Source organism: Cephaloticoccus primus, assembly GCF_001580015.1.
Lineage (GTDB): Bacteria > Verrucomicrobiota > Verrucomicrobiia > Opitutales > Opitutaceae > Cephaloticoccus > Cephaloticoccus primus.
Genome location: NZ_LSZQ01000059.1, coordinates 39,900 through 64,722, shown reverse-complemented (window position 1 = coordinate 64,722; position 24,823 = coordinate 39,900). Strand labels below are relative to the sequence as shown.

The 24,823-nt window shown below is 66.6% G+C and carries 13 protein-coding genes and 1 tRNA gene; 8 read left to right on the top strand and 6 right to left on the bottom strand.

Going from position 1 to position 24,823, the window contains the following annotated elements; translation table 11 throughout:
* Positions 1-152: 152 nt before the first annotated feature.
* Positions 153-3,440, top strand: a complete 3,288-nt coding sequence (locus tag AXK11_RS08070; RefSeq protein ID WP_068631074.1) for a PD-(D/E)XK nuclease family protein — start codon at positions 153-155, stop codon at positions 3,438-3,440.
* Complete coding sequence (locus tag AXK11_RS08065; RefSeq protein ID WP_082781045.1) at positions 3,437-6,802, top strand: UvrD-helicase domain-containing protein; 3,366 nt, start codon at positions 3,437-3,439, stop codon at positions 6,800-6,802. Before AXK11_RS08070 ends, AXK11_RS08065 begins: the two co-directional genes overlap by 4 nt.
* 703 nt (positions 6,803-7,505) lie before the next feature.
* On the opposite strand, the gene AXK11_RS08060 is transcribed toward AXK11_RS08065, so the two are convergent.
* From AXK11_RS08060 to AXK11_RS08040, 5 genes are all read right to left on the bottom strand, one after another.
* Positions 7,506-8,756 carry a nucleoside permease gene (locus tag AXK11_RS08060; protein WP_068631072.1) on the bottom strand — a complete coding sequence of 417 codons (1,251 nt, stop codon included), beginning with the start codon at positions 8,754-8,756 and terminating at the stop codon, positions 7,506-7,508.
* Positions 8,757-8,976: 220 nt separating this feature from the next.
* Positions 8,977-10,239 (bottom strand): FAD:protein FMN transferase, encoded by a 1,263-nt coding sequence (locus AXK11_RS08055; protein ID WP_068631070.1) that lies wholly within the window; start codon positions 10,237-10,239, stop codon positions 8,977-8,979.
* Positions 10,236-11,183, bottom strand: coding sequence for a DUF4198 domain-containing protein (locus AXK11_RS08050; RefSeq protein ID WP_082781044.1), 948 nt, complete (start codon positions 11,181-11,183; stop codon positions 10,236-10,238). Before AXK11_RS08050 ends, AXK11_RS08055 begins: the two co-directional genes overlap by 4 nt.
* Before the next feature lie 182 nt (positions 11,184-11,365).
* Complete coding sequence (locus AXK11_RS08045) at positions 11,366-11,878, bottom strand: DUF2271 domain-containing protein (protein ID WP_068631068.1); 513 nt, start codon at positions 11,876-11,878, stop codon at positions 11,366-11,368.
* Positions 11,879-12,012: 134 nt separating this feature from the next.
* Positions 12,013-12,648: a PepSY-associated TM helix domain-containing protein gene (locus AXK11_RS08040; protein WP_439328925.1), complete on the bottom strand. Its 636-nt coding sequence runs from the start codon at positions 12,646-12,648 to the stop codon at positions 12,013-12,015.
* A gap of 698 nt (positions 12,649-13,346) precedes the next feature.
* On the opposite strand from AXK11_RS08040, the gene aroB reads away from it, so the two are divergent.
* On the top strand, positions 13,347-14,447 hold the full coding sequence (gene aroB / locus AXK11_RS08035) for a 3-dehydroquinate synthase (RefSeq protein WP_068631064.1): 1,101 nt from the start codon (positions 13,347-13,349) through the stop codon (positions 14,445-14,447).
* A gap of 237 nt (positions 14,448-14,684) precedes the next feature.
* Here the strand turns inward: aroB and AXK11_RS08030 are convergent, their stop codons facing one another.
* A complete protein-coding gene (locus tag AXK11_RS08030; protein WP_068631063.1) occupies positions 14,685-15,554 on the bottom strand; it encodes a prohibitin family protein in 870 nt (289 codons plus the stop codon).
* Between the two features lie 656 nt (positions 15,555-16,210).
* On the opposite strand from AXK11_RS08030, the gene AXK11_RS08025 reads away from it, so the two are divergent.
* The 5 genes from AXK11_RS08025 to nrfD all read left to right on the top strand — a co-directional run bounded on the left by AXK11_RS08025 (position 16,211) and on the right by nrfD (position 24,808).
* Positions 16,211-16,285: transfer RNA gene (locus tag AXK11_RS08025), tRNA-Arg, on the top strand.
* Positions 16,286-16,526: 241 nt separating this feature from the next.
* Positions 16,527-18,656: an LPS-assembly protein LptD gene (locus AXK11_RS08020; protein ID WP_068631061.1), complete on the top strand. Its 2,130-nt coding sequence runs from the start codon at positions 16,527-16,529 to the stop codon at positions 18,654-18,656.
* A 556-nt stretch (positions 18,657-19,212) separates the two neighbouring features.
* Positions 19,213-19,869, top strand: a complete 657-nt coding sequence (locus tag AXK11_RS08015; RefSeq protein ID WP_068631059.1) for a cytochrome c3 family protein — start codon at positions 19,213-19,215, stop codon at positions 19,867-19,869.
* Positions 19,866-23,327 (top strand): TAT-variant-translocated molybdopterin oxidoreductase, encoded by a 3,462-nt coding sequence (locus tag AXK11_RS08010; protein ID WP_068631057.1) that lies wholly within the window; start codon positions 19,866-19,868, stop codon positions 23,325-23,327. The genes AXK11_RS08015 and AXK11_RS08010 overlap by 4 nt, the downstream gene beginning before the upstream one ends.
* Complete coding sequence (gene nrfD / locus AXK11_RS08005) at positions 23,327-24,808, top strand: NrfD/PsrC family molybdoenzyme membrane anchor subunit (RefSeq protein WP_068631055.1); 1,482 nt, start codon at positions 23,327-23,329, stop codon at positions 24,806-24,808. The genes AXK11_RS08010 and nrfD overlap by 1 nt, the downstream gene beginning before the upstream one ends.
* Positions 24,809-24,823 lie beyond the last annotated feature (15 nt).

Below are 24,823 nucleotides of genomic sequence, written 5' to 3'. Positions count from 1 at the left end.
GGGGGGGCGGTCCCCCCGCCGAGCAAGCCGCACAGTAAATGGCAGGGGACACCGTCCCCCGCCCCACGCGCAGTGGGACAGGTTTGTTGGGCGGTGGGCCCGTGCTGAAAAGCATTGGAAGCGAGCGGGGGAGCTGCGAGCAACGGAGGGTGATGCCCGACCAAAAGGCGCTACGACTTCGTTTCTTCACTTGGGAAAAGCCGCTGCTCGGGCAGGCGGTGGACTACCTCGCGGGAGACTGGGCGGAAGTGGCGGGCGGAAGTGGTGGGCGGGGCGGGAGGAGCGTGCCGCCGCTGGATTTGTCGGCGCAGCTCATCATCGTGCCGACTCGGCAGGCGGGGCGGCGGCTGCGCGAGGCGCTGGCCTCGCATGCGGCGTCGCTGGGCCAGGCGCTCTTCCCGCCGCTGGTGCTGACGCCCGAGGCGCTGCTTCAAGAGGCAGCCGGTGAGCTTGGGGCGGGCGGGGCGGTGGCTGAGGCGTCTGCGGGAGGGCTGCCCCAGCCTTTTGGCGAGGCTCCCTCCGGCGCTCCATCGGTGCGCCGCGCGTCTGGCGCGCAAGAGCTGCTGGCGTGGGTGGCGGTGCTGCTGGCGGCGGATCTGGCGGAGTTTCGCGCGCTGTTTCCCGTCGATCCGCCGCAGCGCAATTTTGGCTGGGCGCGGGGGCTCGCGGTGCAGTTTGCCCAACTCCAAAGCACCCTGCGCGAAAGCGATCTGGGGCTGGCCGAGGTCGCCGCGCGGCTGGGCGAGGAGGAGCCGGAGTGGGAGCGTTGGCAGCAATTGGCGGAGCTGGAGCGGCGGCAGCTCGCGCGGCTGACCCGGCACGGCGGGCTGTGGAGTCCGCTGGCTGCGCAGCGGGCCTTGCTGGCGCGTGCGGCTCCGCCGGAGGGCGTGTCGCGCGTGCTCGTGCTCGCGCTGGCCGATCCGCGCCCTGTGGCGGTTGAGCTGCTGGAGCGCTATGCGAAACGGGTTGAGGTCGAGCTGCTGATCTACGCGCCAGAGAGCGAGGCGGCGGGCTTCGATGCCTGGGGCAGGCCAGTGCCCGATTACTGGGCGCGGCGCGAGCTGCGCTTCGAGGATTTCGAGTCGCGTGTAAACGTGTGCACCGATCCGCACGCACAGGCCGGGCAGCTCGCGCAGCTTTGCGCGGCGTATCAGGCGCAGCCGCGTGCGGTGGAGGTATCGCAGACAGGCGTGCCTGGCGGTACGGCTGCCGCGCCGGATTCAGTCGGGAGCGAGACTTCGGACCTGCGGGGGGAGCGGATGCTGAGCGCGGGAGATTTTGCGCTCGGGGTGGTGGATCCGGAGATTTTTTCGCCGCTGGAAAATGCGCTGCATGAGTGCGGGGTGCAGAGCTTCAACCCGGAAGGGCAGTCGCGGCGCGGTGATCGGCTGCACCAGCTTTTGAGCGCACTGGCGGCGCTGGCGCAGGAGGAGAGTTTTCGGAATCTTGCGGCGTTTGTCCGGCAGCCGGATGTGCTGCTGGCGCTGTGCGGCGAGGATGGAGAGGAAAGTGCGGGCGCGGAGGCGCGTTTTCTGGCGGCGCTGGATCGGCTGCACGAGCAGCATTTACCTGCCGACTTGGGCGCGGCTCTTGAGTGGTGGAGCCGCGGCCCGGTGGCGGCCAGCGCGGAGGCCGCGTGTGCAGCAGGCGGCGAGGCGTTGCGGCGCGTGGCGAGCTGGTGCGAGGTGCTGCGACGCGAGGCCTTTCCCGCCAACGTGCAGAGGGTCTTGGGGGAGGTTTTCAAAGGGCGCAGTTTTGATTTGGCGCGGCCCGGAGAGGCCGCGCTCAAGGAGGCTGCCGAGGCCTGGCGGGGCGTGTTGACTGAGGTCGGGGAGGCGATGGCGCTACACGCGGACTTGCGCCGCTCCGAGGCGCTGGAGCTGGCGCTGGAGCTTTACGCGAAGCAGCGGGTGTTTGCCGAAAAACCTGCCGAGGCCGTGGAGCTTCAGGGCTGGCTGGAGCTGATCTGGGAGGAGGCACCGCACCTGGCCGTGGCGGGGCTCAACGAGGGGCTCGTGCCCTCGTCGGTGACGGCCGATCCGTTTTTGCCGGAGGGGCTGCGCGCGCGGGTGGGGCTCAAGACAAACGCACAGCGTTTCGCGGTGGACGCGTATTACTTGCAGGCGATTGCGGCGCGCGCGTTTGGGCGGGCGAGCGGTGGGAGCGGAGCGGACGAGCGAGCGGAAGGGCCGGGCCGGCTGGATGTGCTGCTGGGGCGGGTGTCGCTGCGCGGCGATCCGCTCAAGCCGTCGCGGCTGCTGATGCGCTGCGCGGATGAGGCGCTGCCGGGGCGCGTCGCGTATCTGTTTCGCGAGTTGCCCGCTGCGGGCGCGAGCCTGGCATGGTCGCGCGCGTGGCCGCTGCGTTTGCCTGATCCGCTTGCGGTGGACTTGCCGCCGCACTTGCCGGTGACGGGGCTGCGCGCGTGGCTGGAGTGTCCGCTGCGGTTTTACCTCTCGCGGGTGCTGAAGTGGCGCGGGGTCGATGCGGCCAAGGCGGAGCTGGATGCGATGGACTTTGGTACGCTGTGCCACACGGCGCTTGAAGCGATGGGGCGCGAGGCGGCGCTGCGCGATTGCACGGAGCCGGGTCCGTATCGCGAGTTCCTGCGCGCTGCGCTGGATGAGGCGGTGCGCCGCCAGTTTGGCGCGCGGCTGAGCTTGCCCCTGGTCGTGCAGGTGGAGTCGGCGCGGCAGCGACTGGAGGCGGCGGCCGAGGTGCAGGCGCGCCTGCGCAGCGAGGGCTGGCGGATCAAGCGCGTGGAGTGGGCCTTTGAGCTGGAGATCGGCGCGTTGCGTTTTGCGGGCAAGGTCGACCGGCTCGACGAGCACGAGGCGAGCGGTGCGCTGCGGGTGATTGACTACAAAACCAGTGACGAAGCGAAGGGCGCCGCGGCGGTGCATCTGGGGGCGCTGCCAAAGGACGCGCAGCCCCTTTCCTCTGGCACGGGCTCGTCGGCCCGTGTCGGCGATGGTTTGCCCGGGCAAGGCGGTGGACTTGCCGCCGCACTTGCCGGAAACGAGGCCGCAGGCGAAGCCCTCCCCGAGTGGCGCGTGTGGCGGGCGGAGGAGGGCACCCGCCCGCGCGTGTGGCAGGACTTGCAGCTACCGATTTATGAGCGCGTGGCCGCAGGCGAGTTTGCGGGGCGCGAAGTGCGCTGCGGTTACTTCCACCTGCCGAAGGCGGTTGGCGATGTGGGGCTGACGCTGTGGGAGGACTACACGCCGGAGCTGGCGGCGTCGGCTTGGGCCTGTGCGCAGGGCGTGTCGGCGGCGATTGCGCGGCGCGAGTTCTGGCCGCCGCGCGAGTTGAAGGGGCGCGAGGCGGAGCGCGACGACTTTGCGGCCCTGTTTCAGCGCGGCGCGGCCGCCTCGATTGGCTGGGCCCCTGTCGCCAGCTCGCCAACTCCAACGCCAGCGCAGCAAGGGGGCATGCCATGAGGGTTTCGCACGAGATGATCCGCGCCTCGGCGGGCTCGGGAAAAACCTACGCGCTGACGAACCGCTTCGTGTGGCTGCTGACGCTGGGCGTGCCGGCGGAGCGGATCGTGGCGCTCACCTTTACCCGCAAGGCCGCGGGCGAGTTTCTGGATGCGATTTTGCAAAAGCTCGCGCAGGCGGCGGCGAGCGAGGCCGCAGCGGCGCGTCTGGCGCGCGAGCTGGGCACGGCGGATACTTTTGGTGCGCGGCGTTTTGGCGAGCTGCTGCGCGGCGTGGTCGACTCGATGCACCGGCTGCGGCTGGGCACGCTGGACGGGTTTTTCATGCAGGTGGCGCAAAACTTCGCGCTGGAGCTCGGGCTTGCGGGCCAGGTGGAGCTGCTCGAAGCGCACGCTCAGGCGCAGGCGCAGGAGCGGATTTTTAACCAACTGTTTGCGCGCGGCTTTGATGGCTCACTCGCGCGCGAGCAAGCGGAGTTTATCGAGGCCTTCAAGCAGGCGACCTTTGGGCAGGAGGCGAAGCGGGTGGCCGATCAGTTGGCGCATTTCATCGAGGAGTATCGGGAGGTTTTTTCGGATGCGCCATCGGCGAGCCCGCCGCATTTTTCGGGACTGCCGCTGGCGGATTATCCAGCGGCCCTGCGCGCCGCACTGGCCGCCCTGCGCGAGGCGGTCGCGGCGGGCAGCTGGGATGCGCCGCGCATCCAGTGGTGGGAGCAGTTGTTCGCCGAGCTGGAGGCGTGGGCCCCGGGCGGGGCGATGGGCACGCCGCTTAAAAACGTCCTGAAGGCCTGGCCCGAGATGCGGGCGGTGACGATGGCGCGCAAGGCCTTCGAGCTCGGGGCGGGGTTGCGCGCGGAGCGGGAGGGACTGCAAGCGGTGGCGGTGGCGGTGCTGGCGGGCGAGCTGGGGCGCGCGGTCGCGATGACGCGCGGCATCTACGCGGTGCTCGCGGCCTACGAGGCGGTCTACGACGCGCAGATCCGGCGTGCGGGGAAGCTGAGCTTCGCCGATGTGCAGCGCTTGCTCGCGCAGGGACCTTCGCTGGCGGCGGGCGGCTTCGGCGGCGGCGCGGTGTCGCCGCCCGATCCGGCAGTGCAGGCCGACATCGAAGCGCGGCGACTCCTGCTCGACTACCGGCTGGATGCGCAGATCGACCACTGGATGCTGGACGAGTTTCAGGACACGAGCTTCGGGCAGTGGTCGATTTTGAAAAACCTGATCGACGAGGTGCTCCAGGAGCCGGAGGGGCGGCGCAGCTTTTTCTACGTCGGCGATGTGAAGCAGGCGATCTACTCGTGGCGCGGCGGCGATCCGCGGCTGTTTCGCGAGGTGTTTGAGCACTACAATGCCGGGGCGACGGGAGACTCCACGGGAGGCGTGGGCCGCGCGATTGTGGAGCGGCACCTCGACGATTCGTGGCGCTCGGGCCCGCCGATCATCGAGATGGTAAATGCGGTGTTCGGTGCGGCGGCGGAGCTGGAGGCGCTGTTCCCCGAAGGCGGCGCGCGCGAGTGGAGCGCACAGTGGCGGGCGCACCGCTCGGCACGGCCCGAGCTCGGCGGCCACGCGGCCTTGCTCGTGGCGGAGGGCGAGGCCGCGCGCTGGGCAGCGACGCTGCGGGTACTGCGCGAGCTGCCGCCGCCGGGTCCGGAGTTTACCGTGGCCGTGCTCGTGCAAAACAACGCGACCGCTGCCGAGCTGGCCGACTACCTGCGGCGCGAGGGCGGGCTCGCTGCGGTGGCCGAGTCGGACTTGAGCGTGTGCACGGATAATCCGGTGGGCGCCGCACTGCTGGCTGCGGTGCAGGCCGCCGCGCACCCGGGAGATCGTCTCGCGCACGCACATCGGGCCGCTGCGCCCTTCGGGCGGCGAGGGCATGCTGCCGCGCAGTCGCTGCTGGCACGGATCGCAGACGAGGGCTTCGTCCGCGCCCTGCGCCCGCTGGGCGAGTCACTCGTGGCCGCAGCGTGCGCGGAGGCGGCGGCGTTTAGCCGCTTGCGCTTGCGGCAATGGCTTTTGGCGGCGGCTGAGTTTGAGGCGACAGGCAGCCGCGACCTCGACGAGTTTATCGCCTTCATGCGCCGCTACACATTGCGCGAGCCCGACTCCGCGGGCGTCGTGCGCGTGATGACGATCCACAAGTCGAAGGGGCTGGGCTTCGATGCGGTGGTCTTGCCCGATCTGCAGGGCGAGGGCCTCGCCCGGGCGCGCAAGGGGCTGGCGGTGCAGCGCAGCGCCGCCCGCGAAGTCGAGTGGGTGCTGCACTTGCCGAAAAAGGAAATCGCTGAGTGCGTGCCCGCGCTGCGCGAGTACATCCGCGAAGCAGAGGCCGTGGGCTGCTACGAAAAACTCTCGCTGCTCTATGTGGCGATGACCCGCGCGAAGCGTGCGCTGTACGCGATCATCGAGCCGCCAAAGAAGAGCAGTAAATCGCGCAACTACCCGAGGCTGCTGCTCGACACGCTTGCGGGCGATGGCGGCGGCGAACGCGCGGGCAGCACTGCCGCGACCCAGCCTCCCCGCGCCGTGCAGATCGGGCGCAGCGCATTCGCGGCGCTATGGGAGGCAGGGGACTTTGAGTCGGTTGCCGCTGCCTTGGGAGGTGGAGCGGTCGCCTCTGAGCACGGCGGGGAAAATGAAGTGCGCGCGCCGCGCGGCCCGCACGACAAGAGCACTTCACGGCTCACGCGGCTGTGCCCGCTCACTGCCGATTCCCCGGGCAGTGCGGGGACAACCGTGAGCGTGCGGCGTTTCCCGCGGCTCGTGGCGCGGCGGCCCAGTGATGCGGAGCAGGGGCGGGTCGCCGCGGAGACTTTGTTTTCCGATCTTGGTGGTGCTCGCGCGGATGTCCCATCGGGCGGGGCAGTTTCCGTTTCGGCGTGGGGCGGTGGCCAGGACTTTGGGCGCGAAGTGCACCGACTGTTTGCGCGTTGCGATTCGGTGCAGGCATTGCGCGCGCTGCGGGAGGGCGGAGCGGGAGGGGGCTGCCTCTCGTCGAATCAGGCGGCGCTGGCTGTTGTGAAAGCCTGCCTCGCCTCGCCCGCCCTGGCGGCGGTTTGGGAGCTGAGGGCGAGTGACCAGGTTTGGCGCGAACGCCGCTTCGAGGCGGTGATCGATGGCACGTGGGTGACGGGCGTCTTTGACCGTGTGGTCATTTCGACCGACGAGAGCGGGCGGCCCGTCGCTTGCGCGGTTTACGATTTCAAAACCGATGAAGACACGGCAGGCGCCGCCCGGCGGCATGCCTCACAACTCGCGCTCTACCGCGCCGCTGCTGCGCAACTGACCGGCCTGCCAAAAGAAAAAGTGCGCGCCTTCCTCGTCCTCACAAAGACCCGGGAGCTCGTGCAGGTCGCGTAGCACGCTCGCGCGCCACCGAGGTTTTCCGCAGTGCGCGTGCCCGGGGACGGGCTTGCTGCTGCTGCGGACGGCCGGGCTCGTGGGCCCAAGTTTCGCGAAAGGGGAAAAACCGAAAAGTCCTTTACAGTCGAAAACGGGTTTCTCACGGTCGGCCCCTTTCATTTTCCGAATCATGGGTAATCTTAAGAAGAAACGTCGTCTGAAGATGTCGCAGCACAAGCGACGCAAGCGCTTGAAGTCGAACCGACACAAGAAGCGCACCTGGTAAGCCCGGACCTCCCTCTGCGCGCGGCCAACGAGCCGCGCGCCAAAAAGAAGAGTCGAAGACTCCCCTGCGCGGGGGGCGGCAGGCAGTGCCTGCTCCCATTTACTGTGCGGCTTGCTGTCGGGCGTTCCGCCCGACGAACAAGCCGCACAGTTGAATGAAATCCCTGACCGGAGCTCAGTTGGGAGTTTTACCCGTAAACTTTTTCGCCGCGCCCCAATGGGTTTCCCGCTTGGCCCAATTTTTTACTTCATCGCGCTCCGACGCGGCCCAACGAGGCCGCGCAAATAAAAACAGTCGAAGACTGCCTGTTGCGAAGCAACAGGGGGAGGCTCCTTAAATTTGCGATTTTGTTCGGGCGCAAAGCGCACGGGCAAAATCGCAAATTCAATGGCACGTGGCGCCCCGCCACCGCCGCCCGCGTAGGGGGAGACTGCTTTAGCTTCGGGTGGGTGGGGTTTCGATTTTTTCGGATTTAAAGAGCAGGGCGAAGAGGATCATGACGAGCAGCGAGAAGCCTGCGGGGACGAGCCAGACGCTCTTCCAGAACTCGGCCAGGCTGCTGGCTTTTAGGGGCTCGTAGTGGTCGCTGATCCAGCCGGCGGCCCAGAATCCGATGAGCTGGCCGACCCCGTAAGTCGCAAAGGCGATCAGGCCCTGTGCGGCGCTCTTGTGGGACTCGCCTGCTTTGGCGTCGGTGTAGATCTGGCCGGAGACGAAGAAGAAATCGAAGCAGATCCCATGCAGCGCGATCCCGAGGATGAGCATAAACGTGAGCTCGCCCGCATTTCCGTAGGCGAACAATACATAGCGCAGCGCCCAGGAAAGCATCCCGATGAGGATCGTATTTTTAAACCCGAAGCGCGTGAAAAATACCGGGAGCAGCAAGAGGCAGAGTGCTTCCGACATTTGCCCGAAACTCATTTTGCCGGTCGCATTTTCGAGCCCCGTATCTGTCAAAAATGGGTTCGCGTACTGATAGTAAAAGGCGAGCGGGATGCAGATCAGGATGGAGCAGGTAAAGAACACGAGGAAGTTGCGGTCTCGCAGCAGCCTGACCGCATCGAGCCCAAGGAGTTTGGCGATGGAGACCTCGCCCTTTTCGGCGGTCTTTTGCGGAGGCGTCTTGGGCAGCGTAAAGCTGAACAGGCCGAGGAGCACCGAGCCGCCGCCCGCGAGCAAAAAGGTGTTTCGCAGCAGGCCGTCGCTGATTGCCTGATCGGAGTCCCACTTGAACAGGTAGCTGATCGAGAGCCCCGCGACGATCCACCCGATGGTCCCCCAAAGCCGGATGAGGGAAAACTCCTTTTCGGGATTATTCATTTGGCGAAAGGAGATCGAATTCGCCAAGGCGAGCGTCGGCATAAACAGGATCATGTACGCGAGGACGTAGGGGAAAAACGAGAGGATCGACTCGCTCCGGTACATCTGAAACATCAGGAAGGCGCCGACCAGATGGAGCCCGCCGAATATGCGCTCCGCATTGAAATAGCGGTCGGCGATTATCCCCACAATGAAGGGCGCGATGATGGCCCCCCACGATTGGGTGGAGAATACATTGGCGATATCGAGACCGCCCGCCTTCAGGGTGCGCCCGAGAAAGGTGCCCAGGGTGACAAACCAGCTTCCCCAAATAAAAAATTCGAGGAACATCATGAACGACAGCTTCAGCCGGATAATCAGATTCATTGTTTGAACGGGGTCGGGGTTGGGGGGGGATGGGGTAACCGCGCGCGAGCTCGCAAAAAGTGCCCGCGCGCAGCGTTTCCCGCGATAGCCGCCCGCGCCCGCGAGGCAAGCCCGCGTTGCCCCCGTCAGGCCTGCCGCCCCGCCACCGCCCTGCGCGTAGCGGAGTCTTCGACTCTTCTCTTTGGCGGCTCGTCTTTGACCGGTTTATTTTGTGCTCGGGTTAATCGAGCAGTCGTTGGAATTCGGGGGTGATGATTTCGTGCAGCCCGGTTTGGGGGCCGTTGTCGTTTGGCTGGGGGCGGTGGCAAAGCCAGCGTGCGGCGAGACGCTGGGCTTCGGCGAGTGGGGGGCCGCGCTCGGGGCCGAGTGCGTAAAGGGCGGTGGCCCATGCGTCGGCCTCCATGCAGGTGGCGGCAAAGACGGTCACGCTTTGCAGGGCGTCGTTGGCTGTGCGGCGCGGGGCGTGTGCGGCGTGCGCTGCGCCAAGCTCCCGGGCTGGGGCGGTGCGTGCTTCGGCGTCGGAAGCGGGCGGGGGTTCTCCGAAGTCTTCGGGGCGCAGGATGTGCCCGATGCTCCTGCCGCGCTCGTCGTTGAAGTGGTGGTAGGCGTTGCCCGAAGTGGCGACGGCGAGTTCGCAGAGGCCGGCGACTGTGGTGCCCGGGGGCGCTTCTGCTCCGGCTGGGGCCCGGGGGGCTGGCTGCGCTGCGGCGGCTTTCGAGCTGGGGGGCGTCTCCAGATAACACCACCACGGATGCCCGTTGGGCTTGCAGCCGCGGCCGATGGCCTCGCCGCCGATCTCGATAAAATGGTGGTGCCAGCCTGCGGCGTGGAGCCGCTCGCTGGCCAGGTCGATGGCGTAGCCTTTGGCGATTGAGCAGAGATCGAGGTGCAGGTTGCCGCAGCGGTGGCTGCTCCCGCTGCCGGTGTGCCTTTGGCGGGCGGCGGGGCGGGAGGGGCGGGCGGCATCGAGCTCGATATGGCGAAAATCGGCGCGTGCCCGGGCGGCGCGCACTTCGGGCGAATCGACCGCGCGACGCGCGGCGGGATCGCCCGGGCCGAAGCCGAGGAGCTGCGTGACCTCGCCCAGTGCGGGGCTGTAGGCGCCGCCGGTCAGCGCGGCGATTTCGAGCGCGCGCCCGAGGACGCGGGCGGTCGCGGGCGCGAGCGCGACCCACTCGCCCGCTGCGGCGCGGGCGAAGCGCGCGAGATCGGATGCCGGCTCCCAGGGGCTCATGAGCGCGACGACTTCGGCAAAGGCCGCTGCGAGGATCGCGTTGGCTTGCTCGGCGTCGTCCCCGCGCGCGTCCGGACGCTCGACGAGCCGCGCCCGCCAGTAGGTGCCCATCGTGGCACCGGCGAGCGTGTGAACCGGTCTCGCAGAAAAGCCGCCCCCGAGGTCCAGCTCGGCGGGCAGCTCGGGCGGCAAGAGCACGCGCCGCGTCTCATCGAGGGCTGCGGGGGCGCCGGAGAGGTCGAAGGTCACAGGACTTCGAGGATGGCGATGTAGCTGAAGCTCTTGGTCGAGGGGACGCCGTGGAGGCTGCCTTTCTGGCTGGCGGCGGCTTGCACGAGGTAGCGGCCCGTGCCGGGCCACTCGATCGTGACCCAGCCCTGCGCGTCGGACTGGAGCTCGATGGCGCCCTCTTCGTCGCGGTAGCGGTCGCCCTCGCGCACGACGGTGACCTTTGCCTCGGGCAAGGGCTTGCCATCGAGCAGCACGCGGAAGGTGGCGGGCTCGTCGGCGTAGAGGTCGTTGGGGTGTGTGCGCTCGAATCCGAGCTCCAGCGCGGTGCCCTCGGGCGCGAGGACGGTATCGCTGGGCTGGCCGAGCGTGACAAAGGTCACGAGGCGGCGGCGGCCAAACTCGCGCAGCGTGAGCTCGGGCTTGTCGGCGATGGCCTTGAGCTCCTCGGCGGTGCCGCGCCAGCGGGTCATCTGGCCGTTTTCGCCGCGGTAGCTGCCGAAGAAGGTGGGCTGCGCCGGAGGACGCGGAGCGGCGCTGCCGGTGCCGCCCGCCGTGGCCGCCGCAGGTGCAGGTGCTGCGGGGACTTGCTCGATGCGGTAGGTGCCGTGCTCCTTGAGCTCCAGCTCGAAGCCGCTGCGCAGCCGTCCGTTAAAGGGATTGGCGAGCTCGCGCGGCTGGCCGTCGGGGCCGGTCACGGCGATGTTTTCAACGGGGATCGAGCGGCCGTTGGGGTTGAAGAGGTTGTTCGAGGAGGCGGCCTCAAAGCTGACCCAGGGGCTGGCGGGCCCGAGGACGGTCTGGCTGGGCAAGATCCAGGGGCGGGCGGCTTGGGCGCTCTGCGCGAGCCCGAGGGGCAGGAGCAGCGCGGCGGCGAGTGCGAGGCCGAGCTGGCGGCGGCGGGAGGGGCGCGTGTGGCGGGAGGAGAGGGCGGGGCGGGAGGGGCGATTTTTGCGAAGAGTCATGGCGAGTAAGAGGAAGGAAGAGCAGGAGGGAGGCGGAGTAGTGATGTGGTGAAGTGTGAGCGTGAGTGGGGGGGATGGCGGGGGGGCGCGGGCGCCCCGCCAGTGTGTGTGTGCGTGTGGCGCACCGCGCGCGGCTGGCACTGCGGGCTGGCAGGGCGGCGGTGCAGCGCGTGGGCGCTGCGTCAGTCGGTCTTGCGCAGGGTCACGGCGCCGAGCTCGCGCTCGCCTTTGGCACTGGCGTTGAGCGCTTGCGAGCTCGACCAGGTGAAGGGCACGCGCACGACTTCGCGGCCGCCGACTTCGCGCACCGCCTCGACGACGAGCGCGTACTCCGCGCCCTCGGTCAGGCTGTTGCTGAGGGCGAGCGGTACTTTGACTTCGTGCGTGCCCACGGGGCGCGTGGGGCCGCTGAGCCCGTCAATCGGAAGCTCCAGCGTGCGGCCCGATTTGCGCCACCACTGGCGGATGTCTTTCAGCCAGGTCTCGCCGCGGCCGCGCAGCGCGTACCACACGTTGACGTCGTGGTGCGCCTTGTCGGGGCCTTCGAGCCAGACGGCCACGTAGGGGCGGTGGTATTCGGCGACGTCGAGCCGGGGCAGCTCGATCGTGGCAGTGAGCTCGCTGGCAGAGGCGGCACTGGCGACGGCGAGCCCGGGGGCGAGGCGCAGGAGGCTATGGCGGATTCGGGAGGACATGTTTTTTTAGGCGTTGTGGATTTTTATCGGGAAAGAGGGAGGCAGGAGGGGGGCTGCGGCGGTTGCAGCGGCGGCTGCGGGTGTGTGAGTGTGGCGCAGGGCCGCGCGCGGTCGCGTGGCGTGGGCGGGGCTGGCTAGGAGTGCACGAAGATCAGCAGGATCAGCACAGGCAGGACGATGCCGCCGATAACGATAGGCCAGGTGCTGGGGCGGCGCCTCGCGTGGACGAAGAGCAGCGCCAGTCCGGTCAGCGAAAAGATGACGCAGGCCACCGAGAAGACGTCCATGAACCAGGCCCACTCGGTGCCCGTGTTGCGGCCTTTGTGCAGGTCGTTGAGGTAGGAGATCCAGCCGCGCAGGGTGACTTCGTGGACGATGTCGCCGGACTCGCGGTCGATGGTCATCCAGCCGTCGCCGCCGGGCCGCGGCAGGTCGATGTAGATGTCTTCGGGCGACCACTCAAAGGAGCGCCCGCCGACGTAGACGCCGAGCTCGGTATCGAGCCAGTGGCGCAGCGCGGCGGGGAGCGGTTGCTTGACCGAGTCGGCCTCGTCGTCGCCGGGGGCGATTGTGGCGAGGAGCTCGGCGGGGAGCGTGGCCGTGCGCTCGGTGACTTGCGGCGTGGCGGGGATTTCGTCGGCGTGGTTGAGGGTTATGCCGGTGAAGGCAAACAGGATCATCGCCGCCAGGGAGATCGCCCCGCTGACCCAGTGCCAGAGGTAGAACTGCTTCGACCACCAGGCCTTGGCGGGCTGTTTGCGCGGAGGCAGCGGTTTGCGTGGCGGGGGGGGAGTGCCCGCGAGGCGGGAGGGGCGGGCTGCGGCTGTCGCCGCCACGCTGGCCGGAGCGGATCTCGCTGCCGGAGTCGGCGCTCCCGCAGCGGGTCTTGGCGCCGCGCTGGCGGCGCTCCCCGCTGGCCTTGCGGGCTGCGCAGGCGTTGCTCCTGTGGCGGCGACTCTCGTTGCGGTTGCGCGGGCGTGGCGGGGAGGCGCGGGCGTGGCGGGAGGGGCGTCGGGCTTCAGTATTTCGGAAGGGGTTTTAGCTTCGGCTTGGGGGGCCTCGTCGGGGGACAAGCTTTCAGGCCGGGCGAAGTCGGAAGTGGGCATTTAAAAAGAGTGAGTGAAGGAGGGGAAACTGGCGTAGGCTCCGTGCTCCTCGCTGTGTTGTGCTCATCCGCCGCCAGCCTGGGGCGAAACGTTGATTTTGTTTGAACGGTGGCTTTCGCGAAAGAAAGCGGGGACGCCGCCCCAGGGAACCGATGGCGACGGATGAGAAAGCGAGGAGCGTGCGCTCGATTTGCGGGGCACTGTGCGAAGTGCGCTGCGAGCGGCAGTTTGGGAAAGAGCAGGTCGGGAAAAAGGAGAGCTGCTGCGCCGCGTCAATATGATACTGAGACTTTATCTCATAAAATGGCTTCCCGCAAAAAACACGCTTCCGTCGCGAGGCGGCCCCGCGCACTGTCGCCCATATGGTCGAAACTCTGGAGCTAAGCTTTGATGATCCGTCGCGTAACTACCCGATTTTGCTGGGGGAGGACTTGAGTGCGCCGCTGCGCCAGACGCTGGCCGCGCTGCGCGCCGAGGGCCGCCGCGCCGTCCTGCTGACCGATGCCAATCTCGCCGCGGCACAGCCCGCGTTTCTCAAAAACTTCGGGACAGAAACCGAGACCCCGCGACTGGTTTTCGCCGCCGGGGAGGGCACCAAGTCGGTCGCTGAGCTCGCGCGTGTGTGGGATTTCCTGGCGGCGCAGCGAGTGGATCGCGGCGGCGTGATCTTTGCGGTGGGCGGCGGCGTGGTGGGCGACCTCGCGGGCTTTGCCGCCGCGTCCTGGCAGCGCGGGATTTCGTTTTACCAGGTGCCGACCACCCTGCTGGCGATGGTCGATAGCTCGGTCGGCGGGAAGACCGGCATCAATATCCCTGCGGGCAAAAACCTCGTAGGCGCCTTTCACCAACCGCGCGCGGTGTTCGTCTCGACCGCGCTCCTGCGCACGCTGCCCGCGCGCGAATTTGCCGCAGGCATGGCCGAGGTCATCAAGTACGGCCTCCTCGCCGATGCGCAGCTCTTCGCGCAACTGGAGGCACAGCCGCTGCGCGTGACGAGCCCCGAGCTCGCGCAAGTGATCCGGCGCTGCTGTGAAATCAAAGCGCAGATCGTGCGCGCCGACGAACGCGAGACGGCCCTGGAAGGAGGCCGCGCCCTGCTCAACCTCGGGCACACCTTTGGCCACGCGGTCGAGCAAGTCGCGGGCTACGGCGAGTACCTGCACGGCGAGGCCGTCTCGCTCGGGCTCGTGGCGGCGGCCGAGCTCTCGCGGCGGCTGGGCCACATCGATACGGCGGCCTGCGAGCGGGTCGCCCGCGTGCTGCGCGCGCACGACCTGCCCCTGCGCCTGCGTGCGCCGCTGCCGATTGAGGCGCTCATCAGCGCCATGCAGCGCGATAAAAAAGTGCGCGCCGGCCTGCCTCGCTTCGTCGTGCTGCGCGCCCTCGGCGAAGCGATCACCCAGGACGGCATCGGCGAAACCCTCGCCCGTGACTGCTTCGCCACTATCGCCGCCCCCGCCTGACCGCCGCCGCCCCGCGTTTACCCGCGATTCGCAAGCGTCCAGGCTCTCTGTGAATCTACGAAAGCGAAGAGTGCGAAGAAGCGGAGGAAAGCCCGCTGCGGAAAACGCCCTCAGGCCGCGGCGGGAAGCTCCAGTACCGCGATGGCGGGGCCTCCCCTCAAGCATCGGCCGGTGGGGAGGACCTCATGGCTCCCCATGAAAAACTCCGGCCTTTGTTTTTCGGGTGCTTTGTCCAGTCTACTTTACGCCGATAAACGGGAGTGCCGAGCCCGGTACTTGGGTGGTGGGTAATGCGCCGTTCCATTTTTCTACGGCGATCAGATCGACCAAGTTCGTGTTGGCAGCCAGTGCCTCGGCCCGGGCCTGAATCGCGGCGGCCTCCGCCTCACCACGCAGCCGGATACCATCTGCCTCGGCCTGAAACTGTTCGCGCAGGGCATCTGCCGCCGCCTTCGCTTTTACCACCTGAATCTCCGCGTTGATGCTGGCCGTTTCTTTTTGTTGCCGCGTGGTCTCGATCTGCACCTGCGCCAACATGCGCTGTTCGATCGACTGCTCGTACGCTTGGGAAAAACTGACTTCCTCAATCTGCACACCCACGATCTGAATGGGGGCATCGCGCATCACGGCGTTGACGGCGCGGGTCGTCTCGATGCCCAGATTCTCACGTTCCTGAATTGCCCTGACTGCCGTAAAGCGCCCGAACACATTTTTAACTGCGTCTGGCGTGCGCCGCTCAATCACGCGCGATTGCAGGTTATTCAGCGTGCCATATTCACTATACAGGTTGGCCACGCGATCTACCGGCACGCGGTAGGTCACAGACACAAGCATCTGGGCGGGCTGCTGGTCAAAGGAGTACGCCTCAAGCTTCATGGTTAAGGCCTGATCGCGCACAGAAATACGGCGCACAGACTCAATCGCTGGCACCTTAAAGCCAAGCCCCGGCTCAGCCACGCTGGAGAGCTTGCCATTGCGCAGCACGACACCGCGCTCTCCCTGATCGACTTGATAGAACGATCCAAAGGCGCAGATGATAATCACCAAAAAGATGACGGCGGCCACGGTGATGTAAGCAGGAGAGGGGATGGAGGGCTTCTGGCTCATAAAGGGGGCTTCTTTGGGAATGGCAGTCGGAGAAAAAAGCAGGCGTGGGAAATCGGGAGAGGGAGGCACGCTCCCTGCTGCATTATTCGTCAGTATTTTCGGGAGGCTGTTTTGAGTGGGGCCGCTCCGACATGAAAGCTCGAATCCCCAGCATCAATAACCACGCAAGAACCGCAGCTCCGATGAAAATCAAAATGTATCGCATTATTTATACTCCGTTTTGAAACGATTATTCCTGCTCACTCATGAAGGGTAAAAAAGGCGGGGGTAGGGCTCTGTACCGAGCGGCGCGCGCCAGCACCAGTCAAGCACCAACCCCACATCGCCCCAGCGTCTTGGGCCCGAGTCAGGCCTTATGGATGGCGGCTATTTTTGTTAACCTTGGCAAAATGGCCTGCACCGAGTGCAGGAGGGCACACCGCGGTATGCGCCTGCTACTGGCTTGGGCGCTTGATCAATAAAACCTGCGGCGAGCACCGCCGCACAGTAGGGCGAGTGTGCGGGGAGGGGGCGGCGAATTGCAGCGCGAAAAACTGGGGCATGCGCGGTTTTGCTGGCGGGTGCGGAGCGACGGAGAAATGGTTTTGGGGAAACGGCTTGATGCGGCGGAGTGCACGACTTACTGCTCTTGGCCTCGCGTCGTGCGAGCTACGATTGCCTCTGTAGCACAATGGATAGTGCATCGGTCTCCGAAGCCGGTGATGTGGGTTCGATTCCCGCCGGAGGCACCATTCCCAGAGGGAGGGCGGAAAATAGGCGTGGGGGGGGGCTGGGTCGCGCGTGCGGGCTTCTCGTACAATTTGATTTCGGGGCGGGCGGGTTCGCGGAGGCGGGGTGCGTTGTCCGCTCGACAATGGGTTGGGGAGTCGGAGGCTCGGCGGCCTTGTGATTTTTCGCGTGCTGCCTTGCTCCAATCGTTTCCCGCGCCCCGATCGTTGTTCGGCCCCTAGGCGGGGCCTGCCTTGCTGCCTGTTGCTCGGCCTGGTGCCGCTGCTGGCTCTTGGGCAGCAGGAGCCCGAGCCGCCGCGCACGGAGCCGGCACCTGCACCGAGCGCGGCGCGCGCCGAAGTGCCGCCTGCTGCCGGTGAGGCGAGCTTGAGCGCCGAGCGCACGACGTTTGACCAGGTGGCAGGCGAGGTCGTCTTTAGTGGCGGCGCGCGTTTTTCGGATGGGGCTGCGCTGTTGGAGGCCGACGAGATTCGCTACTCGCACAGCACGGGGCAGGCGCTGGCTTCCGGCCATGTGGCACTCACGCGCGGGAGCGAGCGGCTGCTGGCGGACTCGCTGCGCTACTGGCGTAGCGACAAGAGTTTCGCGGCAGAGAATATCCGCCTCGGGCGTGCGCCCTACTACATCGAGGGAGCGAGCGCGGAGGGCACGCTCGATGAGGTACAGGTAAATGAGGCGCGGCTCAGTGCGCGCGAGCCCGGGCCGTTTCAGCCGAAAATCGAAGCGCGCTCGCTGCACTACTCGCGCGCGAGCGAGATAGTGGCCCGGCGCGCCCGCTTCGGCGTGGGGGAGTTTACGCCGATCGTCCTGCCGAAATTTACCTACAAGCTAAGCCTGCCGCTCGCCTCCAGCCTCTCCTTCGATGCGGGCTACCGCTCCTCGCTGGGCGCGTTTACCGAGCTGGGGCTTTTCCTGCCGCTCGGGCCCGACACGCGGGTCGGCGCTGTGGTCAGCGGCTACACGAAGCGCGGGGTGATGCTCGGGCCCGGGGCGCACTACGAGTCGGAGCGCGAGGGCGGCCTCATCACGGCGGGCGATTTGCAGACGGGCTTCATCCGCGACCACGGGGCGCGACTGACGGACAGGCTTGGCCGCGCCGTGCCGGAGGATCGCGGCTACGTGCAGTGGTGGCATGCGCAGGACTTGAGCGAGCGGCTGCAACTCAGCGCCCAGCTCAACTACTGGGAGGACTCGGAGGTGCTGCGCGACTTTCGCCCGAGCTATTTTTACCGCAACCAGCAGCCCGATAATTACGTGCAACTGGTCTACGCAGCGGACCGGTTTTTCGTGAGTGGACTGGCCCGCGCCCGCCCAAACGATTTTCAGAGCGTGCAGGAGCGGCTGCCCGAGCTGCGCTTCGATTTGCCGGCAACGCCGCTCGGGCTCGGCGGGCTCTATGGGCGCTTCAATGCGAGCGCAGCGGCGCTGCGCGAGCGCCCGCCGGGCACGGGTGGCATCGCCACGCGCAGTGACCGGCTGGATACCTATGTGGCGATCTCGCGACCGTGGGCGCGCGGGGACTGGTTCAGCTTTTCGCCGATAGTGGGCGCCCGCGCGACACACTACGCCAAGGCGACCGGCGGCAAGCGCCGCTATACGCGGCTGCTCGGCGAGTTCGGCTTCGATGCCGCGCTGCGCGCGTCCAGGACCTGGGATTACAAAAACGCCGTTTGGCAGATCGACGGGATCCGCCACTTGCTCAGCCCCACGCTCGGCTACCGCTACGTGCCGCAGGCCCAGAAGGGCCGCGCATGGATCCCGCCGGTCGATACGCTGCCGTTTAGCAGCTACCTGCCCGTCCTCGGCCTCGGCGACGCGCGGAGTGTCGATGTGCTGGAGCCGCACCACCTGCTGCGCCTCGGGCTGAACAACACGTGGCAGACGCGCGCCGCCGACTACGGCTCGCGCGACCTGCTCGTGCTCAACCTCGCCCAAGACCTGCGCTTCGACCGCGCGGCGGGCCAGCGGCGCGGCTCCGACCTGCACGGGCTGCTCGTGTTTACGCCGGCGCCCTGGGTGCAGTTCGACGTGTATCAACGCACGCAGGTCGAGGACCTCTCGCTGCGCGAGCTCAACGTGGGGCTCACCCTGCGCGACGGCGAAGCCTGGGCACTGCGCCTGCAAAGCCACTTCCTGCGCGGCGAGCTCAACGAATACGTGCTCGGCTACGAGCTCGCGCTAAACGAGGCACTGACCGTGCTGACACGGCTCCACTACGACGCGCGGCGCAGCCGCTTTAACGAACAGGCCTACGGCCTGCGCCAAAACCTCGGTAACATCTGGAGCCTGCAATACACGGTCTCGATCTACGACGGCCGCCGCCGCGAAAGCGACTTCGGCTTCAACTTTTCGGTCCAGGCCCTCGGCTTCTGACACACGGCCGGCCAACGAGCCGGTTAACGCCCCCTGCCCCCACGCGCGGTGGTGAAAGGGGGCGTATGCGGGGCGTGGGCAGCGATAAGAAAACTGCTGCGCAGTATTAGCTAGAGCTAATGATTGGGGGGGATTGATATTGGTAACGGAAATTTTGTTTTACTTTGGATTTTGGGCTGGGTTGCTTCCGCAACTCGTTTTGTTTGAACCGCACGAACTGTGAGCCACGACCTATCGCGAAAACACTTTTTGGCCAAGTGCCTGGGGCTTACGGCCCTTGCTGGCCTGATCTCTGACTCACGCGATTCGGCCCCGCGGCAGGCTGCTGCGGCGGGCCGAGGATTGGCGTCGACTGCGCGTGCTGCTGGTGCTCCCCAAGCCCCGATTTCGCTGCGCCCCGAGTCGCGTGCGGTCGCCCGCACGGAGTCTCACGCATCAGCCGTAGCGCCCGCCCACGCGCCTCACGCGCCCCTCCCGCCCCACGCGCAGTCCGGCCGTCAGGCGGCTGCACGCGTTTGAGCGAGGGAAACACGAGTGCCGCGCCCACCACACCGCCATGTCCAAACTGTTTCCTGAATCGGCCAACAAGCTCCCGCTACAGATTATCGTCTATCTGTTCGTCCTCGGCGGGATCGCGACGGCTGGGGTGAGCTATTACATGACGCCGAGCTACACGCGCGTCGGCTACGCGCCCGTGCAGCCCGTGCCGTTTAGCCACGCGATCCACGCCGGCCAGCTCGGCATCGATTGCCGCTACTGCCACGTGGGCGTCGACAAGGGGCCAACCTCGACCGTTCCCACCGCGCAGACCTGCATGAACTGCCACAATCAGGTCAAAATCGACAGCCCGCTGCTCGCCGTCGTGCGCGAGAGCTACGAGACGGGCAAGCCTGTGCCTTGGGTAAAGGTGCATCAGGTGCCCGACTACGTTTACTTTAATCACTCGGCCCACATTAACCGCGGCGTCAGTTGCGTGGAGTGCCACGGCCGCGTGGACGAGATGGACACCGTCACGCATGCGAAGTCGCTGAGCATGAGTTTCTGCCTCGACTGTCACCGCAACCCCGAGGCCGCCGTGCGCCCGCTGGACAAGGTCACCGACCTCGCGTGGCAGCACCCCGAGGGGGCAGCCGGCCAACTGCGCGACGGTGCCAAGTTTGTCCACGACTGGAACATCAAGCCCCCGCAAAGCTGCTCTGGCTGCCATCGATGAAGCGCATATTTCACCATCCCGCCCCCTCCGAGCAGGAGCTCATGAATGGCCCGCGTTACTGGCGGAGCCTCGACGAGCTCACCGCCACACCTGGGTTTAAAGCGCAGCTTGAGCGCGAGTTTCCCGAGGGTGCCTCCAGCATCGAGGGCGTAGACCGGCGCCAGTTCATGAAGATCATGGCGGCCAGCTTTGCGCTCGGTGGCGTGGGGCTCGCTGCCGGTTGTCGGCGCCCCGAGGCGCACATCCTGCCTTTCGGAAAATCGGTCGAGGGCGTGATCCCCGGGCTGCCGCTGTACTTCGCTTCGGCCATGCCGGTGCGCAAGGGCGCTGTGCCGATCCTCGCGGAGACGCACCAGGGCCGCCCGACAAAGATTGAGGGCAACCCGGGCTACGCTGCTTACAAAGGGGGCAATAACGCCTTCGTCCAGGCCTCCGTCCTCGATCTCTACGATCCGGATCGCTCCACGACCTCGACGGTCGACGGGACGGCGGTTTCCCAGGCGGCGATTAACGACCTGCTGGCCGGAATCGGCGTCGATGCGGCGGCAAACGGCGGTGCGGGGCTGGCGATTCTCGCCGGACACTCCAGCTCGCCGACGCGCGCGGCGCTCGTCGAAAAACTCCGCGCGAAATTCCCGAAGGCGATTTGGGCGGAGTACGAGCCCGTGCAGGACGAGGTGCCGGTCAGCGCGGCGCGCGCCGCCTTTGGCCGCGATGTGAAGCCGATTTACCAATTTGGAAAGGCCCGCCGGATCCTCTCGATCGACGCGGATTTCTTTCACGCCGAAGCGCACTCGCTCTACTACATCCGCGAATTCACGAAAGGCCGCAAAGTCGTCAAAAAAGACGACCCGATGAACCGGCTGTACTCGGTGGAGAGCGCCTTCTCGCTCGTCGGCGCGATGGCCGACCACCGGCTGCGGCTCGCGAGCAGCCACATGCTCGCCTTTGCCGCGGCGCTGGCGGGCAAGGTCACGGGCAGGGGCGACTTTGTGCCGCTGGCCCAAGGGCTCGATTTTAAAGACCGCGAAGCGTGGCTTGATGCCTGTGCGGCAGACCTCCTCGCGCACAAGGGCGAGTGCCTCATCGTCGCGGGTGCGCACCTGCCGCCGCCCGTCCACGCAATCGCGTACGCGCTCAACGACGCGCTCGGCAACATCGGCAAGACGGTCGATTTCGTCGAAGTCCCCGAAAAGCCTGCCGCGAGCATCACCGCGCTTTCCAAGGCGATTGACGCGGGCTCGGTCGAGACGCTGCTCGTGCTCGGCGGCAACCCTGCCTACAACGCGCCCGCCGACCTGCGCTTTGCCGAAAAGCTGGGCCGCGTGCCCAATGTCATCCGCTACGGCTACTACGTGGACGAGACCTCACAGCTCGCCCGCACGCACATCCACGCCGCGCACTACCTGGAGAGCTGGGGCGACGCGCGCACGAGCGACGGTACGGTGGTGCCCGTGCAGCCGATGATCCTGCCGCTCTTTAACGGGCTGACCGAGATCGAGCTGCTGGCCCGCGTGCTCGGCGAGCCGGAGAGCGACCCTTATACGCTCGTTTACAAGACGATCACCGCGCTGGCCGGCGCCCAAAACGAGGCCGCTGCGCAGCAGGTTTTCAGGCAATTCCTGCACGACGGGCTCCTGGCGGACTCGGCTTACCGCAAGGCCAAGGTGCGCTTCAATATGGCGGGGCTGGCGCCGTTTTTCGCGCTCGTGCAGCCACCGCCGGAGCTCTCGGTGAACAACCTCGAAGTGCGCTTCACCTTCGACGCGAAAGTCGAGGACGGCCGCTACGCCAACAACGGCTGGCTACAGGAGTGCCCCGACCCGATCACCAAAATCGCCTGGGACAACGCGATCCTTGTCAGCCCGCGACTCGGCAAGCTGCTCGAAATCGATCCGCAGGGCTCGCTCCTGCAAGTCGCGCGCAAAGAGGTCGCCAACTTCAAGCAAGGCAAGGAGCAGGCCTTCATCGGCGAGGTGACGCTCAATGGCGTGACCGTGCGCGGCCCGCTGCACATCCAGCCCGGGCTTTCCAACTACACCATCGTGCTGCCGCTGGGCTATGGCCGCCGCGTTTCGGGGCGGGTGGGGCAGGGCGTCGGGCACGATTTCTACCCGCTGCGCACGACCGACGGGCTCGGCTTTGCGACTGGCGCCAAGCTGCGCCTGACGGGCGAGACCTACGCGCTGGCGAACACCCAGGAGCACTGGTCGATGGAGGGCCGCGAGATCGTCCGCGAAGAGAATTTCAAGGAAGACGGCACGACCGATCTGGGTTTTGTTAACAAGTTTGGCATTGAGTCGCACGCGCCCGCCAACCTCGGCGAGGGCAACTCGGTGGCCGACCTGGCGGCACTGCCCGCCGAGGAGCGCGCCGCCCGCCAGGCGCTTTTTGCGGCTACGACTCCGCGCGGCCAGTCGCTCTACGAGCACCCCGACTTCACCGGCACGCACCAGTGGGGCATGTCGATTGACCTGAACACCTGCATCGGCTGCAACGCCTGCATCATCGCCTGTCAGGCGGAGAACAACATCCCGATCGTCGGCAAGGACCAGGTCCTGCGCGGGCGCGAGATGCATTGGGTGCGACTCGACCGCTATTACTCCGACGGCAACATCGAGGCGGCGGCCTTTGGCGGGCCGGGGAACAAGGAGATCCCCGAAGACCCGCAGGTCTCGCTCCAGCCGATCTCCTGCATGCAGTGCGAGACGGCTCCCTGCGAAATCGTTTGTCCGGTAAACGCCACGGTGCACGACGACGAGGGCCTCAACACGATGGCCTACAACCGCTGCATCGGCACGCGCTACTGCGCGAACAACTGCCCGTACAAGGTGCGCCGCTTCAATTTCTTCGACTGGAATGACCGCGCGACTGACGAAGTCTACCTCGGGCCGCTCGGCAAAGCCGGCATGCCCGAGCTCGTCAAGATGGTGAAGAACCCGGACGTCAGCGTGCGCATGCGCGGTGTGATGGAGAAGTGCACGTACTGCGTGCAGCGCATCCAGCAGGCCAAGATCCGCCAGAAGGTGAAGGCGGGCGGCTCGGGCGCGGTCGAGATCCCCGATGGGGAAATCAAGGTCGCCTGTCAGGAGGTTTGCCCGGTCGATGGCGTCACCTTTGGCAACATCAAGGACCCGAACAGCGAGGTCTCTAAGGCCAAGGCGCGCGAGCAAGACTACGCGCTGCTGGGCTACCTCAACATCCGCCCCCGCACCACTTACCTGGGCAAACTGCGCAACCCGAATCCCGCGATGCCCGACTACGCCGCGATGCCCTTTAGCCGCACCGAATACGAAAAGAAGAACCACCCGCCGCATCCCGAGGGCGCCCACGGTCATGGGCACGGTAGTGACTCGCACGCAGCCCACGCTGCTGCGCAGCATGCCGCGCACGGCACGCACGCGACACTCGGCACGGTGATGGCGGACGCCGCACTCAAGACGGGAGGAGCCGCCTGATGAGCAGCGCCGCCTCACACGCTCACGCAGCCACTGCTGCCGCGCCGCGCGCGCCGATCCTCGACGAGGTCGCGCCCGCGCACTTGCCGCGTGCCACGCTCGTCGAGAGCGACCGCAGCATGGGCTGGGTGACCGACAAGATTTGCGGGATCATTGAGGGCAAGACGCCGCGCTGGTGGTGGCTGCTCTTCGCGATTTCCTGCTGCGTGGCCTCGTTTACGGTCGCGGGCATCACCTATCTGGTCGCGACCGGCGTCGGCGTCTGGGGCCATGCGAATCCGGTCAACTGGGCCTGGGACATCGTCAACTTCGTGTTCTGGATCGGCATCGGCCACGCGGGCACGCTGATCTCGGCGATCCTGTGCCTGCTGCGGCAGAAGTGGCGCACATCGATCAATCGCGCAGCGGAGGCCATGACGATTTTCGCGGTCGTGTGCGCGGCGATCTTTCCGGTGTTTCACATCGGCCGCGTGTGGTTCGCGTGGTTCCTGTTCCCGCTGCCCAACTACAACGACATCTGGCAAAACTACCGCTCGCCTCTGGAGTGGGACGTATTCGCCGTCTCGACCTACGGCACGGTGTCGGTGCTGTTCTGGTATGTCGGCCTGATCCCCGATCTCGCGATTTTGCGCGACCGCTTCCTCGCGGCGGGTAACAAGCTGCGCGCCTGGCTCTACGGGTTTTTCGCGATGGGCTGGCGCGGGTCGAACCGCCACTGGAGCAACTACGAGATGGCCTACCTGATCCTGGCCGGTATCTCCACGCCGCTGGTTCTCTCGGTGCACACCATCGTGTCCTTCGACTTTGCGGTGTCGCTGCTGCCGGGCTGGCACACGACGATCTTCCCGCCGTACTTCGTGGCGGGCGCGATCTTCTCGGGCTTCGGCATGGTGCTCACGCTGATGCTGCCGCTGCGCGCCATTTACGGGATGCAGGACCTGATCACGCAGTACCACATCGACTGCATGTGTAAGATCGTTTTGGCGACGGGGACGATCGTCGGCTACGCCTACGGGATGGAGTTCTTCATCGCGTGGTACGGGGCGAACCCGAACGAAGGCTTCGCCTTCATCAACCGCGCCTTCGGCCACTACGCATGGGCCTACTGGTGGATGATCGGCTGCAACGTGATCACGCCGCAGTTCTTCTGGTTCAAGGCCGTGCGCAACAACACGACGATGGTCTGGGTGCTCTCGCTGTTCGTAAACGTGGGCATGTGGTTCGAGCGTTTCGTGATCATCGTGACTTCGCTGGCGCGCGACTTCCTGCCGTCCTCGTGGGGCTACTACAGCCCGTCGATTGTCGAGATCTTCACCTTCTTCGGTACCTTCGGCGTGTTCGGCGTGCTGTTCCTGCTCTTCATCCGCTTCCTGCCGGTGATGCCGATGGCGGAGATCAAGTCCGTCATGCCGCAGTCCGACCCGCACGCGGGCCACGATGGCGACCACGGGCATGCGCTCGCCGCCCACGCCAGGCACTAACTCCTTTTCCCGACA

Bases quoted from the DNA above. Each gene is read 5' to 3' on its own strand.
- AXK11_RS08060 (WP_068631072.1), bottom strand. From the start codon at position 8,756: ATGAATCTGATTATCCGGCTGAAGCTGTCGTTCATGATGTTCCTCGAA.
- AXK11_RS08070 (WP_068631074.1), top strand. From the start codon at position 153: ATGCCCGACCAAAAGGCGCTACGACTTCGTTTCTTCACTTGGGAAAAG.
- AXK11_RS08045 (WP_068631068.1), bottom strand. From the start codon at position 11,878: ATGTCCTCCCGAATCCGCCATAGCCTCCTGCGCCTCGCCCCCGGGCTC.
- AXK11_RS08065 (WP_082781045.1), top strand. From the start codon at position 3,437: ATGAGGGTTTCGCACGAGATGATCCGCGCCTCGGCGGGCTCGGGAAAA.
- AXK11_RS08050 (WP_082781044.1), bottom strand. From the start codon at position 11,183: ATGACTCTTCGCAAAAATCGCCCCTCCCGCCCCGCCCTCTCCTCCCGC.
- nrfD (WP_068631055.1), top strand. From the start codon at position 23,327: ATGAGCAGCGCCGCCTCACACGCTCACGCAGCCACTGCTGCCGCGCCG.
- AXK11_RS08015 (WP_068631059.1), top strand. From the start codon at position 19,213: ATGTCCAAACTGTTTCCTGAATCGGCCAACAAGCTCCCGCTACAGATT.
- aroB (WP_068631064.1), top strand. From the start codon at position 13,347: ATGGTCGAAACTCTGGAGCTAAGCTTTGATGATCCGTCGCGTAACTAC.
- AXK11_RS08010 (WP_068631057.1), top strand. From the start codon at position 19,866: ATGAAGCGCATATTTCACCATCCCGCCCCCTCCGAGCAGGAGCTCATG.
- AXK11_RS08030 (WP_068631063.1), bottom strand. From the start codon at position 15,554: ATGAGCCAGAAGCCCTCCATCCCCTCTCCTGCTTACATCACCGTGGCC.